This is a genomic window from Bdellovibrio sp. ZAP7 (genome assembly GCF_006874645.1).
Classification (GTDB): domain Bacteria; phylum Bdellovibrionota; class Bdellovibrionia; order Bdellovibrionales; family Bdellovibrionaceae; genus Bdellovibrio.
The window spans coordinates 508,090-522,687 of sequence record NZ_CP030082.1 but is presented as its reverse complement, the minus strand read 5'-3'; the positions used below and the strand labels follow the sequence as shown (position 1 = coordinate 522,687).

The 14,598-nt window shown below is 44.9% G+C and carries 15 protein-coding genes; 6 read left to right on the top strand and 9 right to left on the bottom strand.

All coding sequences use genetic code 11. From position 1 onward, the window contains the following. The first annotated feature begins 25 nt into the window (after nucleotides 1-25). Nucleotides 26-2,761: an ATP-binding protein gene (locus DOM22_RS02625; protein ID WP_246845820.1), complete on the top strand. Its 2,736-nt coding sequence runs from the start codon at nucleotides 26-28 to the stop codon at nucleotides 2,759-2,761. Between the two features lie 17 nt (nucleotides 2,762-2,778). Here the strand turns inward: DOM22_RS02625 and DOM22_RS02620 are convergent, their stop codons facing one another. The 3 genes from DOM22_RS02620 to DOM22_RS02610 form a co-directional block, all read right to left on the bottom strand. Further along, nucleotides 2,779-4,032, bottom strand: coding sequence for a hypothetical protein (locus DOM22_RS02620; protein ID WP_142698894.1), 1,254 nt, complete (start codon nucleotides 4,030-4,032; stop codon nucleotides 2,779-2,781). Nucleotides 4,033-4,116: 84 nt separating this feature from the next. Next, nucleotides 4,117-4,431, bottom strand: coding sequence for a hypothetical protein (locus DOM22_RS02615; protein WP_142698893.1), 315 nt, complete (start codon nucleotides 4,429-4,431; stop codon nucleotides 4,117-4,119). A gap of 158 nt (nucleotides 4,432-4,589) precedes the next feature. Continuing rightward, nucleotides 4,590-4,826, bottom strand: coding sequence for a helix-turn-helix domain-containing protein (locus tag DOM22_RS02610; protein WP_142698892.1), 237 nt, complete (start codon nucleotides 4,824-4,826; stop codon nucleotides 4,590-4,592). Nucleotides 4,827-4,977: 151 nt separating this feature from the next. Between DOM22_RS02610 and DOM22_RS02605 the strand changes: the two genes are divergently transcribed. After that, nucleotides 4,978-5,826, top strand: coding sequence for a TIGR02147 family protein (locus DOM22_RS02605; RefSeq protein WP_142698891.1), 849 nt, complete (start codon nucleotides 4,978-4,980; stop codon nucleotides 5,824-5,826). Nucleotides 5,827-5,835: 9 nt separating this feature from the next. On the opposite strand, the gene DOM22_RS20015 is transcribed toward DOM22_RS02605, so the two are convergent. The 6 genes from DOM22_RS20015 to DOM22_RS02575 are packed head-to-tail and all read right to left on the bottom strand — an operon-like array spanning nucleotide 5,836 to nucleotide 10,311. After that, the gene (locus DOM22_RS20015) at nucleotides 5,836-6,477 is read right to left on the bottom strand and encodes an ATP-binding cassette domain-containing protein (RefSeq protein ID WP_142698890.1); all 642 of its coding nucleotides are present in this window, start codon (nucleotides 6,475-6,477) and stop codon (nucleotides 5,836-5,838) included. Next, nucleotides 6,449-7,909: an ABC transporter permease subunit gene (locus tag DOM22_RS02595; protein ID WP_142698889.1), complete on the bottom strand. Its 1,461-nt coding sequence runs from the start codon at nucleotides 7,907-7,909 to the stop codon at nucleotides 6,449-6,451. The genes DOM22_RS20015 and DOM22_RS02595 overlap by 29 nt, the downstream gene beginning before the upstream one ends. After that, entirely contained in the window at nucleotides 7,906-8,946 is a 1,041-nt protein-coding gene (locus DOM22_RS02590) for a thiamine ABC transporter substrate-binding protein (RefSeq protein ID WP_142698888.1), read from the bottom strand. Before DOM22_RS02590 ends, DOM22_RS02595 begins: the two co-directional genes overlap by 4 nt. Before the next feature lie 4 nt (nucleotides 8,947-8,950). After that, entirely contained in the window at nucleotides 8,951-9,433 is a 483-nt protein-coding gene (locus DOM22_RS02585) for a DoxX family membrane protein (RefSeq protein ID WP_142698887.1), read from the bottom strand. 13 nt (nucleotides 9,434-9,446) lie between these two features. Continuing rightward, complete coding sequence (gene nth, locus DOM22_RS02580; protein WP_142702076.1) at nucleotides 9,447-10,097, bottom strand: endonuclease III; 651 nt, start codon at nucleotides 10,095-10,097, stop codon at nucleotides 9,447-9,449. Further along, a complete protein-coding gene (locus DOM22_RS02575; RefSeq protein ID WP_142698886.1) occupies nucleotides 10,075-10,311 on the bottom strand; it encodes a ferredoxin in 237 nt (78 codons plus the stop codon). Before DOM22_RS02575 ends, nth begins: the two co-directional genes overlap by 23 nt. 158 nt (nucleotides 10,312-10,469) lie before the next feature. Between DOM22_RS02575 and DOM22_RS02570 the strand changes: the two genes are divergently transcribed. The 4 genes from DOM22_RS02570 (at nucleotide 10,470) to DOM22_RS02555 (ending at nucleotide 14,403) form a co-directional block, all read left to right on the top strand. Beyond that, on the top strand, nucleotides 10,470-11,561 hold the full coding sequence (locus DOM22_RS02570; RefSeq protein WP_142698885.1) for a GNAT family N-acetyltransferase: 1,092 nt from the start codon (nucleotides 10,470-10,472) through the stop codon (nucleotides 11,559-11,561). Beyond that, a complete protein-coding gene (locus DOM22_RS02565; RefSeq protein WP_142698884.1) occupies nucleotides 11,558-12,508 on the top strand; it encodes a hypothetical protein in 951 nt (316 codons plus the stop codon). The genes DOM22_RS02570 and DOM22_RS02565 overlap by 4 nt, the downstream gene beginning before the upstream one ends. A 62-nt stretch (nucleotides 12,509-12,570) precedes the next feature. Then, on the top strand, nucleotides 12,571-13,224 hold the full coding sequence (gene elbB, locus DOM22_RS02560) for an isoprenoid biosynthesis glyoxalase ElbB (protein WP_142698883.1): 654 nt from the start codon (nucleotides 12,571-12,573) through the stop codon (nucleotides 13,222-13,224). A gap of 90 nt (nucleotides 13,225-13,314) precedes the next feature. Then, the gene (locus DOM22_RS02555; protein ID WP_142698882.1) at nucleotides 13,315-14,403 is read left to right on the top strand and encodes a D-alanine--D-alanine ligase family protein; all 1,089 of its coding nucleotides are present in this window, start codon (nucleotides 13,315-13,317) and stop codon (nucleotides 14,401-14,403) included. Nucleotides 14,404-14,598: the final 195 nt, after the last annotated feature.

Genomic DNA, 14,598 nt, shown 5'->3' with positions numbered 1-14,598 from the left:
GACAAATAACTACTCGTTGATTGATATGGATTCACTCTGTATCACTGATACTAAGGTGACTTTACGTTTAAGAATTTTCCTTTTTAATCTCGTCTCGGTGTTTTTGGCCACCTTTGTCGTTGCTTTGATCGGTTTGAAAATCGTGGAGTCAACGATCGTCGATAGTACCTATGAGCGTCTGACGCAAATTCGTATCGCAAAAACCACAGCTATTGAAAACTATTTCCGCGATTTGCAGATGGCGATCAACCTGATTTCTTCCCATGAGTTGACCGATAACCTTTTGCAATCTTCAAACGCGGAATCTTTTCCAGAATTCCGCCGCTTATTGGACAATTACGTTTTAGATTTCAACATTTACGACATGGCCTTAATCGATCCTGAAGGTCGAGTGCTATACACCACTCGTAAAGATTTCGATGACGGAATTTCCGTTTTCGATGAAACACCGGGGACAGCAAAACTTAAAGATCTGTTTAACTGGGCCCAAAAAGCGCAAGAAGGTTCCACACTATTTTTGGATTTCGAAAAAGATCCGGTCAGTGTCAAATTCACCACGGGCTATGTCGCCTCGCCGATTATTCGCAGCGGAAAATTTCTAGGAGCTGTGGTTATCAAGATTTCTATTTCTGAAATCGATCGTATTACCAGTGATAACTTTGCCTGGGCGACACACGGTATGGGTCAAACTGGTGAAACGCTGATTTACGGTGAGGACTGGAGCTTGCGCAATACCGGTCGTTTCCGTACGGAAGATGTCGAAGGTGCTCCCCCCCAGGCGAACACTCCAGCCAGCAATCGCGGGGACGAGGACATCAAGAAAATTGAAAACCTCAGCGAGGTGCGGGAGCTAGGAACAGACTATCGTAATCAGAAGGTCATTCGTTCGATCGGTAAGATCTATCTTCCCAACGGTGAGCTTTGGTACATTCAAACGAAAATTGACGAAAGCGAAGCCTTTGCAGTTTTGGACCGTATCGCGATTGCATCGAGTGCCGCGGCCGTCCTCATCTTTATCCTGTTCTTCTTTGCGACGTTCGCTGCGACCGGAAAAGTGGTTGAGCCAATTCAGCTTTTGACGGACCGTCTGGAAAAACTGGGTACCAGCAATCTGACTCAAAAAATCAATTATCAATCGCGCGACGAGATCGGGATGCTCGTTACCAAGTACAATCAGCTCGCAGATCGTCTTGAAACCACCACCGTATCCAAAGAGTTCCTGGATAGCGTCATCCAATCCATCAAAGCCTTCCTGTTCATCGTAAAAGTCATCCACCATGATGACTGGCGCCAGTCGTCTTACATGATTTCTCAGGCCAATGAATACGCTTTGAAGCTTTTGGGTCTTTCCCCTAATCAAGTTTCTCAGGTGGATTTAAAAAATCTGATACATGCCCAGCCAGAATTTAAAAACTACACGTGGCTTTTGCAAACCCGCCACAGTATCCAGGCCGAGATCACGAACGTTGATGGACATCGTATTCCTATTCTGATGAACTGGGCGGCTTTACCGAACAGAACTTCGAAAGATCTGACGTTCGTATTCGTTGGAACAGATATCACCGATCGTATCCAAAGCGAGCAAGCCCTGATCCAAGCCCGGGAGCAAGCGGTCAAAGCTTCTCAGGCTAAATCGGAATTCTTGGCGCGTATGTCCCATGAAATCCGCACCCCGCTGAATGCGATTATCGGTATCACAGATATTCTTTCAGAATCGGATTTAAAACCGGAGCAGGCGCAATTGGTTCAAGTTTGCGCGAACGCCGGTGAAAATCTGCTTTCCTTGATCAATGATATTTTGGATATCTCAAAAATCGAAGCCCGCGAAGTTCGTATCGAAAAAATTGCGTTCGATCTGATTGCGACGACGAAGAACATTTGCGATATCTTGAAACAAAAGGCGGCCGAGAAAAATCTGGATTTCCATCTGACTGTGAATCTGGATGGAGAACGACCACATATCATCGGAGATCCAACACGTTTACGCCAGATCCTGTTTAATTTGATCGGGAATGCGATCAAATTTACTCAATCTGGAGAGATCGCCGTCACCGCCGAGTTTGAAGACGAAACTAAAAAGAATGTCCTGTTCCAAATTCGCGATACCGGGACAGGTATCCCTAAGGATAAGCAACATCTTCTGTTCCAAAACTTCGTTCAGGCCGACAGCTCGATCACTCGTAAATTTGGAGGCAGCGGTTTAGGCCTGACAATTTCGAAAAACTTAGTTGAGCTTATGGGTGGTAAGATCTGGTTTGAAAGCCGCGAGAACCAGGGAAGTACTTTTGCCTTTACAGTTCCATACATTCCCACGGATTCCGTGGTGGAAGCACCCCGTCCATTTGAGGAATCAAAAGGAATTCCGCAAATCGCGCAGAATATCAACCGTAATGGTCGCATCCTGATCGTCGACGACACCGAAGACAACCGCTTCTTGCTATTGACGTATTTAAAGAAATTCCCATTTGATATCGTGCAGGCAGAAAATGGCGCTGTCGCTGTTGAAAAAGCTACGAACGGAAACTTTGATATCATCCTGATGGACATTCAGATGCCGGTGATGGATGGCTATGTTGCCACTCGCAAGATTCGCGAATGGGAAAAGACCCATCACCACAAACCAGTTCCAATCATTGCGGTCAGTGCGAATGCCATGGCTGAAGATATTCAGAAATCACTGGATGCCGGATGCACAGAGCATCTAACGAAGCCCGTTAAGAAAACAGCGCTGCTTGAAATGGTTCAGCGCTATACAATCTAACCATTATCGGCGTGATTTTATTCAGAAATCAATTTTCTTAAATCTAAAACTTTCCCTTTAAGTTTTTCTTGCTGATAACGAAAACGCGCTTGCCCGTGAGGGGTCAAGTCTTCGTATTTTGTCTCGGCCATAATAACTTCAATCGGTGCGACTCGTTGCGGAAGTTCTACATTTTTCAGAATATTCATTTGATCCGCAAATCCATTGCTGCCAACTTCACTTTTAACTAGCCCAGCAGAAATCATCAATTTTTCAATAAGTCTGATTGAGTCAGCATCAAGGTTCATAAGATTCGCAATACTTCCTTGCTGAGAAATACTCAGTCCCTTGAAAAGATCCGTCGCGGGAATTTCATCTAAACGAACAGTTTGCAAATGCGAAACTTTAGTCGTTAAGTTCTGAATCTCTTGCGTCCCCAAGGGTCTCGTCAATAACCGAGATATATCCAGATCTTCAAGTTTACCGGAGTTAGAAAGGTATCTAAAGATCTCATGAACCTGCAAAGCACAACGATCTTGCAACGACAATTTGTTATAGAGTTGCGAGTTCACCAATAAAGTTTGTCGAGGGAACCATCCTAAACTATCTACAGACTGAGCTGCGTAGGAAGCCACCGGCCTTTGATAGCTGATTGGCAAGCTCGGACTTGCTAACGCATCTTTCGGCAGTTGTGTCGCCTCATAAGGGTAGCCATGTCCGTTGGGTGACTCAAATACTACCTGCGCAAGGCGAGACTCCTTCTGACTTAAAGGCACCTCGGTAAAAACAACTATCACATCAAGACCCTCGGGTTTTATAGAATTCAGTAAAACATTATCTTGGCGTCTTAGGAGCTCAGCACCACATGCAAAGAACGAGCGATTGGGAACAACACGCGCCACGTTGCGAACGTAGAACCCCATGGGAGCTAAAATATCTAGATAGCTGGAGTTCTCAAAAGGTCGTAAGGGAAGTTGTTCAGCAAGAGCTAAATCCAAAAGTCGCAGCTGACCATCAGAGGTCAGTACCGTGCCGCCACCACCACCATCCATGCCTGGCCCACCCATCGCGACGGAAGGGCTGAGGAACTCTTTTCGACCATCCACCTTGCTTGCATTTAGTTGGCGTTTCATATTTCCAACAGAATCGTAAACGGCGGGCAATTCCTTACTTATGGATTTTTCTTTTGAAGATGCTGATTCAGCGGCATGGGCCAAAGAAAGCCCTATGACAAATTGGGCAATGAAGCTGTAAATAAAATAGACAACAGTTCTCATTGTAAAGCCTCTCATTGCGCGTCTCCCGCATTAGTATTGGCTAAAGCAAATGCCGGACCGCGAGGACAGTATTTCTCACCATCCCCGCGACAATAAAAACTAACGACCTTTAACACAGCTCAAATTAATGGTGCCGTCTTGAAATAAAAGACCGCCGGGCATTGCAACGATAATGATCATCGTTCCATCTGCTTTTTTAATGTTAAGAGATAGATGACCATCATCCTCCATCAAGCGGACTTCTTGGCCTTTAACATGGCCGAAAGGTTTAATTGATTGAGTCGGATCAACCTCTGTATTTACGCGAGCGAGACCGTTGTTTTCATCGACACCAAGGCACGTATATTCAGATGCGTGAGCTACAGTAGAAACCAAAGTCATCGCGGCGATACAAGAAAGAACTGCTTTTTTCATAGAAACCTCCTTAAGGTTTTTGTTTAATGGGTACTGACTTAAAAACATATTCAAATTACTGACCATATTTTTGCCCACACCATTCTCAATATCTGAAATTTGCTGTGGGCATTTTTTGGAAGCCTCTGTCGAACTGCCGATAATTGCCCTTTACCGTTTCACTTTTTGGCAAGAAGCTCTTCAACTTCAGCCAAGGTCATCCCGATTTTTTCACCAAGTTTTCGTATGACCTTCTCTCCCACTTTCCGCTCACCTTTCATGATGTCGTGAAGGCTTGAAGGATCGATTTCTAGACTGTGAGCAAAAGCTCGAAACGAGTACTTGCCAGTTTGTTGAAGTCTTCTCTGATATTCATTGGTGAGAATCTTTTTAAAATATTCAGATCGCTGCTTCACCGTTCCTCCGAACCAAACTCATCTCGTTTCGATGGCTGGAAGATAGCGCATTGCCGCATTTGAGTCGTTAGATTTGTTATTAATAAATAACTTAATTATTAGCCTATGGGCTATATTCAAATCTTAAGTATTTTAATATACTTATATTATAATGACTAAAAATCTCGACATATTTACCCATTTAAGCCCTTCTTCGTTATTGAAAAGCTATATCCAGATGCACCCACAAAAAGGTCGCGGATTAGTGAAGCAGATGGCAGAGCACCTTGGGGTCGCTTCACCTCAAGTTAGTCAGTTCCTTTCCGGCATAAAAATAATGACCGTAGATCAAGGTTATCTGATTGGGCGATTCTTCTCTTGGTCAGAACTTGAAATGGAATATTGGCTAGCATTGATCGAAGCAGAGCGTGCCTCTCACCACGAAGTAAAAAAGCACTTTAAAAAAAAGCTGGATAAGATCAGGCAGGAGTCCTTGAAAATTGCCAATGTCGTCACCAACAGTGCCGAGCTTACCGACGCCGAAAAAAGCCAATTCTATTCTTCGTGGGTTTACTCTGGGATAAGACTGTTTTGCTCATTGGGCGAAGGCAAAACTATCGAAGAAATTCACCAAGCATTTCCCGAGTACGAAGCCGGTGAACTCAATACGGTCATTGAATTTTTACTGCAAAGACAGCTAATAAAAAAGACGGGATTGTTTTACCAGCTTGGACTCCAACGAACCTTTGTCCCCAAAGGCTCCCCATTTTTAAAACAACATCAGACCAACTGGCGACTCCGCGCAATTGACAGAGCGAACTCTATTTCTGAAGAAGAAATGATGTTTACAGCTCCAATGTCTATTTCCGAATCAGGATTTAAAAAAGTTCGCCGAGAACTTCAAGAGTGGATTAAGCATATTTCAGACAACCTTGAAAGCTACGGCGATGCCGAGCAAGTTGTCTGTATGAATATTGATTTATTCCGCATTCAATCGAACAGAAATCGGTCTGCAAAATAAATTATGCACTTAGCTTTCAGAAACGATAGAGCCGTTGCGGATATAGAAAACCTTATTCGCAAGGACTTCGATGTCTTTAGGATCGTGAGTTACCAAAAGCGTGGGAATTTTCTCCGCTTCAATGACAGATTTAACCAAGCGACGACTGTCTTCACGAAGTTCCTGATCCAAAGCTGAAAATGGCTCATCCAATAACAACAGGCGGGGCTCACCCATCAAGGCCCGGGCAATAGCCACACGCTGTTTTTCACCCCCGGAAATAATCGAAGCAGAACGATCTAAGAAAGATTCCATTTTCAAACTTTGAGTCAGGTCTTTAAGACGAGTTCTGACTTTCTCTTCGGGAATCCCGCGGGCACGGGCTGCGAACAGGATATTTTCCCGCGCCGTCATATGAGGAAACAAATCCAAAGTTTGAAATACAACGCCCAATCGGCGATCTGGAGTTTTTAGTTTCGCCAAATCCTGACCATCAAAGGTCCACTTCATTCCTGGGCAATCTTCCAATCCCAAAAGCATTCTAAAAGCGGTGGTCTTTCCAGAGCCGGAAGGGCCTGACAATACGGTCACCCCCTGATCCAGGATCTCCCAACGAGGAATATCAATTTTAAAGTCACCATAATCACGGCGTAAGTTTTCGACGAAGGACACGACTTCCCCCCACACATAAAGCAAAACAAATTATTCCAGCAACGATAATCAAAAGACTTAAAACCGTTGCCTGATTCAGGCGATAACTCGACATCAAAGTTTCCGTCATCATCGCAATACTTAAATCACGATGCGCCAGAATGCGCGAAACCGCAAAATCTCCACAAGCCCAAACGGCACCGATACCCGCAAGAATTCCCGCCTTGGCAGAAATCTGCGGAAACATGATCTCTTTAAAAATCTGCACCGGAGAAGCCCCCATCGCATAGGCCACATTCAACTGCGAATCCAAAGAGCGCAGTTCACTGTCCCAACCCATACGAAACAAGCCGTTCAGACTTAAGAGAACCAGCGCAACAGGTATTTTAACAAAAGGAAAGATACCTTCGTTGGGACTTAAAATCAGCAGACAGAAACAAGCTAGTGAAGTACTTGGCGCCACATATCCATTCAAAAATTTGTCGAACCAGGATTTTGGCCAGCAAAAGGCGATCAACATCAAACCGGCATAGCAGAAAATTCCGACGGTCATTCCAATCAGAATACTTCCCACAAAACTCCAGGCCAAAGCTGACTGGTATTCGTACAGCGTCGACATCATTCCAAAGCCGGCGATAAGCCCCTGCACATAGCCTGTTAAATACATCAAAGAAATGGCAACAATGATCGCAATCCCCGTCCGAGTGCGCAGCAAACTTAAATTCGCATAGCGAGTGGCCGTGCTGCCTTTGCCACGACCGACGATCAAAGATAACCCGAAAATAAACAGCGACTGCAAAGCCGCCAGGAAAACCGCGCCACCCCAATCACTGGACAAGCGGATCTTTTCATAGATCAAAACTTCAATCGTCGTCCCTTTGCCTCCGCCCACAATCAACGGAACAGAAAAACTGCCAAAGCAAACGACAAAAATAAACAGTCCCAGAAGCCAAAGGTCTTTCTTAAGCATCGGGAGCAGTCCTTTGGAAATAAACTGCCAACGGCTCGCCCCCTCAACATAGGAAAGCTCGGCCACCCCACCGACTTTGCTTTCAACAATGCTGGTAAAAAGAACTGCGACCAAACCAAAGTTCATCACCGTGTGAACCAGGGCAATCCCCAAAACTCCCATGGGAAATGGATCCACGACATTCAAAACGGAAAGCAGAATAAAAAGCGGTGGCAAAAAGTTTGGAACCAGGCATGCCACTTCCAAAACCAGACGCAAGCGGCTTTTTCCTGAGGGAAAATTCAGAATCCCAAATGAAGCCCAGATTCCCAAAAACAGGGAGCATACCGAAGACAGCAAAGCTTGAATGAAAGTATTTTTAAAAGCCCACCACACTTCGGCCATATCCGGGAGTTCCTGAGGTCTGAACTGCGTCAGCAGAAACAGAAACGGGAACAGCAGAAATACAACCAAAGCTAGGCGAAGAAGTTTACGCAAACTCAATTGAGATTGCCTCGGCGAACTTCAGTCCAACGTTTTAACAGGCGATCCACTTCGGCCGTAGGCATGATTTCAAATCCAGGAACGGATTTATATTCAGGGACTGTCGCAAAAGGAGTTCCATCACGAACCCCCTTCATCACTGGCATCATATAGTTCTTTTCCATAATGATTTTTTGACCAGCCGGAGAAAGCATCAAATTTACAAATTTTTCAGCAAGCTCGCAGTGACGGCAAAATTCAGGAATACCCATGAATTCAAATTGCACCGGCAAAGGCTCGGCAAAAACGATCGCTTGATAATCTTTCTTTTTCTCTTCGATTTCATGATACAGCGGAGACGTGACATATGAGTAAGCAAGTTTCGTCTGCTTATTAGTGAAAAGACCATACGCTGCGGACCAAGTCGGAGAAAAGCTATGAACCTGTGGCATCAACTTTTGTAAAAACTGAAATGCCTCTTCCTCGCCTTTTGACTTTACCAACCAATACAAGAACTGCATTCCTGGCGAGCTGGTACGAGGATCTTCCAAAGAAATTTTCTTAGTCAATTCAGGGTCTAAAAGATCATCGATTTTTGCCGGAGTTTTTTTAAGCTCTCCTGCGCGCATCACAAACGTCAAAGCACCCCAGTCATAAGGAACAAAAAATTTATTCGCCAAGGCCGGTTTCACCACGTCATAGACGTTCAGATCACCCAGATTCATTTTACGCCACTGTTGTTCCGCAGTTGCTTTGGAAATATCAAACTGATCAAGACCGATCACCAGATCCGCCCCTAAGCTTTCACCTTCAATTTTCAAACGTTGAAGTAGAATTCCCGAGTCACTGCCCTCGATAAACTCCAATTTGCAGTTGCAGGATTTTTCAAACTCCGCTTTCAATAAAGGACCCGGGCCAAATTTTCCCGTGAAGGATGAATAACCAAAAACACGCAACGTGGGCATAGCACCTGTGGAAGTATTTGTTTCCGTGCGGTTCAAAAGTGCCAAAAATAATCCTAAAAATACCACTGCGATAAAAACGATAAAATTTTTCATAACATTACCACCAGATACCACGGCGGCGTTTGAAGTAATAATAATCAAGTCCCAGACAACGGCCTGCTCCCACCCACGCCAAGATCAGGTGAATCGCCAGAAATGTTTTGTAAAAGTCTTCGTGTCCCGGCCCCGAAATGAAAAGCATCGTCACGCACAAAAGCATGCCGATCAAAGCGATCGGACGAACGACGTAGCCGATGATATAAGAAATCGCGATCGCAAACTCCAGCCCCACGATGATAAAAGCCACTGTTTGCCAGTTAGGAATCATCTGCGCACTCGCAAAAATTTTAAACCAATTCGGTGCATGGCTGGTTGGCAACCACTCTGCGATTTGATCTGCAATGCGTGGACGAGTTAAAAAATCGCCGCGATATTTTTGCAAAGCTTGTTCTAAATAGTAATAACCCAGGAATATTCTTAAGAAAGAAATGGGCAAAAGGTGTCCTACGTATTTAACGCTCTCAAAGAATGAAACAAACATGTGATCATTGTGCCTAGACTCCCCGCTTCGGGCAAGTCGTCTCAAGGAAGCAGTGAGCGCAATCTGGTTTTCTCGCCTTACAGATAGCTCGACCATGTGAAATCAATAAATGCGATAACAAAATCCAATCGTCTTCTGGCACCACTTTGCACAAAATCTTTTCGATCTGCACAGCATTTTCGGTTTTTACCCACCCCAAGCGATTCGACAAGCGTGTGACATGCGTATCAACCACGATCCCACTAGGGATATCAAATGCGTTGCCCAATACCACATTCGCAGTTTTTCGGCCCACTCCCGCAAGCCCGACCAAAGCCTCAAGATCCTGAGGGATTTCGCCATCGTATTTTTCCACCAAATCAGTGGCAGCAGACTTCAAATTCTTGGCTTTGTTTTTAAAAAATCCCGTGGAACGAACCAGGCTTTCTAAGCTGCCTAAAGGAGCTTTCGACATCGCTTTTGGAGTGGGATATTTCGCGAAAAGGGCGGGAGTCACCATGTTCACACGCTCATCAGTGCATTGTGCAGATAAAACCGTGGCAACTAATAATTCAAAAGGATTGCGATGGTTTAGAGCACAATGAGCGTCAGGATAATAGCGCTTTAAAAGGGAAATAGTCTGCTCGAGAGGAGCTTTCTTTTTACTCGTCACCGTCGTTGCCAATTGCTTCAACGGGGCAGCCCTCGATAGCTTCTTTTACCAATTCAGCTTCTTCCGGGCTTTCTGGTTGCTTGGAGACGAAGGCATGACCGTCTTCTTCGTGCATGGAGAAGTTCTTTGGAGCCGTCAAAACGCAGGCATCGCAGGCAATACAAGATTGATCCACGAATACTTTACCCGGTTTGTTTTCCGACCATTTTGAACCCTTATCAGCCATGACTTCTCCCTAATACGCCCTTAAATATAAGGCTTTACCCCCTTCTGTCAAACTGACCTTCCGGACTTGTGTCGCATTTTCAGGCCCTTATTTGTCGAATCACTGGGGTCCAGCCCCAAATCCCGCTATTCTAGAGGAGATTGTCAAAAGGAGGGTTCATGGAAGGACCACGCTCACCAAGGGAAACTGAGCTTCCCCAGGTTTTGGATTTTTTGAATAAAAAACTACGTTCTGAAGCTCCTTGGTCTATTGCTGCCGAGTATCCAACGGCGTTTACTCCTAACAACTTGCACAATATGCGCATTATAGCGGACGAGGAACGAGTCCTCTCCCACGCCGTATTGAAACCTCTTATTATTAAGTCTCCCCATGTGATCTATAAAGTCGCAGCCATCGGCTCGGTCGTAACGGATGATCAGCATCGTGGCCAGGGACTTAGCACAACGGTTATCAAAGATTGCCTAAGATCTGCGCAGGAACAATCCTGTGATATCGCGATTCTTTGGACCGATCTTTTCGATTTTTATCGCCGCATGGGCTTTGAATTGGCTGGAAGCGAGATCAGCTTCGTTATTGAAGACAACTTCAACATGCCTGTCAGTAACCTCTCGTTTTCAACTGATTCTAAAATCGCTCCGGATGCAATTTACCGCCTATATTCGCAACATTCTGTAAACTCCGTTCGTTCGATCGAAGAAACTCGTAAATTCTTAAGCATTCCACAAACTCAAATCTACACAGCCTGGGAACCAAATGGCCAGCTGGCAGCCTATGCTATTGAAGGCAAAGGAATTGATTTGGGTGGTTACATCCACGAATGGGGTGGTTCAACCAGCAAACTTCTTTCATTGTTGAGCTTTATCCGTGCGAAAAAAGGCACTCCGTTCACCATCATCTGCCCTAAGCATTCCCAAAATCTGATTCGTGAACTGGAAACACGCCATGTTACTAAGAACAGCGGCTTCTTAGGAATGATCAAAATCGTAAACTTTGAGCAACTGTCAGCGAAAATTAAACGCGCTTTCCGCGCTGAGGGCGTTGCTGATTTCGTTTTGGAAAAACAAGGCGATCACTTTGTTTTTGGTATCGGTCAGGATTTATACACGATCACACATGAAACCGATATGGTCCGCCTGCTGTTCGGTCCTATTGACTATCGCGCGATAGGAATTTTTAAAGAAGAGACTGTCGCTAAATTTGAAAAAATCATGCCTTTAAATCTTTGGGTTTGGGGTTGGGATTCAATATGAATAAAAATTTGCAAAGACTGCTGCCTAAAGTTTTAACTATGGCAGTGGTCGCGGGCTCCTTGTCCTGCATGAAAACTCCAGATCTTGAAGATAAAGCTGTTCCCGCCACAGCTCAGGAAGTCAGCAGCTCTTTGGTTGATGGCTGGGGTTCCGTCAGTCCCCTGACAATGCTAAAAGGTGATTTCTTGTTTCAGGAAACTGAACAGCAAATCGATACGATGGATCCTCGCCTGGTTTTGCAAGAGGGAATCACGATATCGAATATCACTGAAACCACAGATCAATATGATTATACGTTTCTGTATCAAACAGCCGTGATCTCGGGCGAGAATTCCTCGCAGTCAACACGTGAAGATCACCGCTCCGTTATGAAAAGCAACGCCACAGATTCAAACCCTGTGCAAACTGCTTCAAAAAAGAAATCCAAATCCACTGACAGTGCGGCTTTAGCAATAGCGAAATCCGTTTTGGCCAAAAAGAGTGATGTAAAAACCTTGGGTGACGATTACGAAATGACTTTGGGTTTTGAAAGAGTTTTGATGCTCGCAAACTCTTGTATCATGACCGATGACTTGCAAAAGTACTGCAAGGAAACGTTGAAAGTGGATTCCTGCGAAATCAAGTGCGCGAATCTTACTAAAACAACAGAAGTTCGTCCTGCTCCAGACCTTATTAAACAGCAATCAAACTGTGGTGGACTTCCCAACTGTCAACTGAACGTTAAAAAAGTGACATTCGATTGGTCGATTCTTTTGAAAACCGGAACGACAACGGAAAAGCAAAAGGTGACTTACACTATTTCTATGACTCCGGATCTGCCATTCCTGCCTCGTGTCTTGGATTATTGTTCGCGAGGTCTTGTACAGATTCCGAATTCAACCACAAAAGTTTTAGTCACGGTGTGCAACCGTCTTAAGAATTTTCAACGTAACACCACCCAGAACTAGTCACCACTTCATTGCCAACACTTACGACCTCCGGTAGAGTGAAATCTCCCGGAGGTTTTTTTATGAAAAAAATCGCAGTCGTTCTTTCTGGTAGCGGTTATTTAGATGGTTCAGAAATCACTGAAACAGTTAGCTTGTTCATCGCTTTGAACCAAGCCGGAGCTGAAATCACTTGTTTTGCTCCCGACATCGATCTTGTCGAAGTCGATCACATTTCAAAATCTCCGACAGGTGGCAAACGCAATGTTCTGATTGAGTCTGCACGCATCGCTCGCAGCAAAGTTAAATCCTTGGCTGAGCTTCACGCAAAAGATTTTGATGGCTTAGCATTTCCGGGTGGCTTTGGTGCGGCAAAGAATCTTTGCAACTGGGCTGAAAAAGGCGCGGCTTGCGAAGTGAATCCCGAAGTTAAACGCGTGATTCTGGAATTCTTTGAAGCCAGCAAACCCATCGGTGCATGTTGTATTGCTCCGGTTTTATTGGCAAAAGTTTTGGGCAAGAAAAAAGTCACGCTGACAATCGGTGATGACGCCGCTACAGCTGCAGAGATTCAAAAAACCGGTGCACAACACGAAGAATGCCCAGTGGACGATTATATCTCTGACCGCGAAACAAAAGTGGTTACAACACCAGCATACATGTACGGCGACGCAAAACCGAACGAAGTCTTCGCCGGTATCTTTGGTCTTGCCCATGAATTGGTTGAATGGGCCTAAGTGCTATGCCCTCGCAGATTTCCCTGCGTTGCTTCGTCGTCGCTGCAACAATTATTATTTAGAATGTTTTAACTCACGGACGGACTTAAAATGAAAAAGACAATCGCACTTATTTTCGGTGGTAAATCAGCAGAACACGAAGTTTCCCTTCGCTCCGCTAAAAACGTAGCAGACGCTTTGGACAAAGAAAAATTCAGTCCGATCTTGATTGGTATCAGCTCGGATGGAACATGGTACCGCTTCCCCGACATGGCGGTCTTTTCTCAAGTAACTAAAATCGATGACAAAGCGTTGCCCCCAAATGCAGAACCTGTTGCCATGATCTGCGACCTGGGTAAACCGGTTCTTTATTCATTGAAGAACGCCACGAAAACTTCTGTAGATTGCGCATTCCCGATTATGCACGGAACAATGGGCGAAGACGGAACAATCCAAGGCATCTTTAAAATGGTGAATATCCCCTTCGTAGGTTGCGGAGTTTGGTCTTCAGCAGCCGGCATGGATAAAGCCGTGATGAAACACATTCTGGCAGACGCAAAAATTCCAAATGCACGCTACATGCTGCTAACACCCTACAAAAACAATAATTACGACGAAATCGTTAAGAACCTGGGTACTCCATTCTTTATCAAACCAGCAAACGCAGGTTCATCCGTAGGCGTACACAAAATCAAATCAGCCGAAGACTTCAAAGTAAAACTACAAGACGCCTTCCAATTCGATTTCAAAGTATTGGCCGAAGAATTCATTCAAGGCCGTGAAGTAGAATGTTCAGTAATGGGCCACAACCACGCTCCAGAAGCCTCATTGCCTGGAGAAGTGATCCCTCAGCATGAGTTCTATTCCTATGAAGCCAAATACATCGACGACAACGGAGCACTATTAGAAATCCCAGCAAAAATCCAAGGCGAAACTCTACAACGCCTTCAAGACATGGCCAAAAAAACATACCAAGCCATGGGCTGCGACGGCCTAACAAGAGTAGATTTCTTCCTAAAACCAACAGGCGAGTTATATATCAACGAAATCAACACCATCCCAGGCTTCACAAAAATCTCAATGTACCCAAAAATGTGGGAAGCCACAGGCCTAGCATACAAAGACCTAGTAACGAAACTAATCACGCTAGCCTTCGAACGCTACGAATCCGAATCAAAACTAAAAACAAGCTACCTATAATCCCCATCCCCCTTCTCAATTTCTAAAAAAACAAAATGGCGCGAAGTCCTCGCGCCATTTTTATTTCTGCAACTCGAATCCCTCTTCCTAAAGGAAGAATGAGTTTGCCCGTGCGAAGAAAAGAACAGCTAGGAGAGAGGACACGATTGAAGCCCGCTTCCCTAGGGCTGAAACGCAGCGACCTCCGTCGGCGCA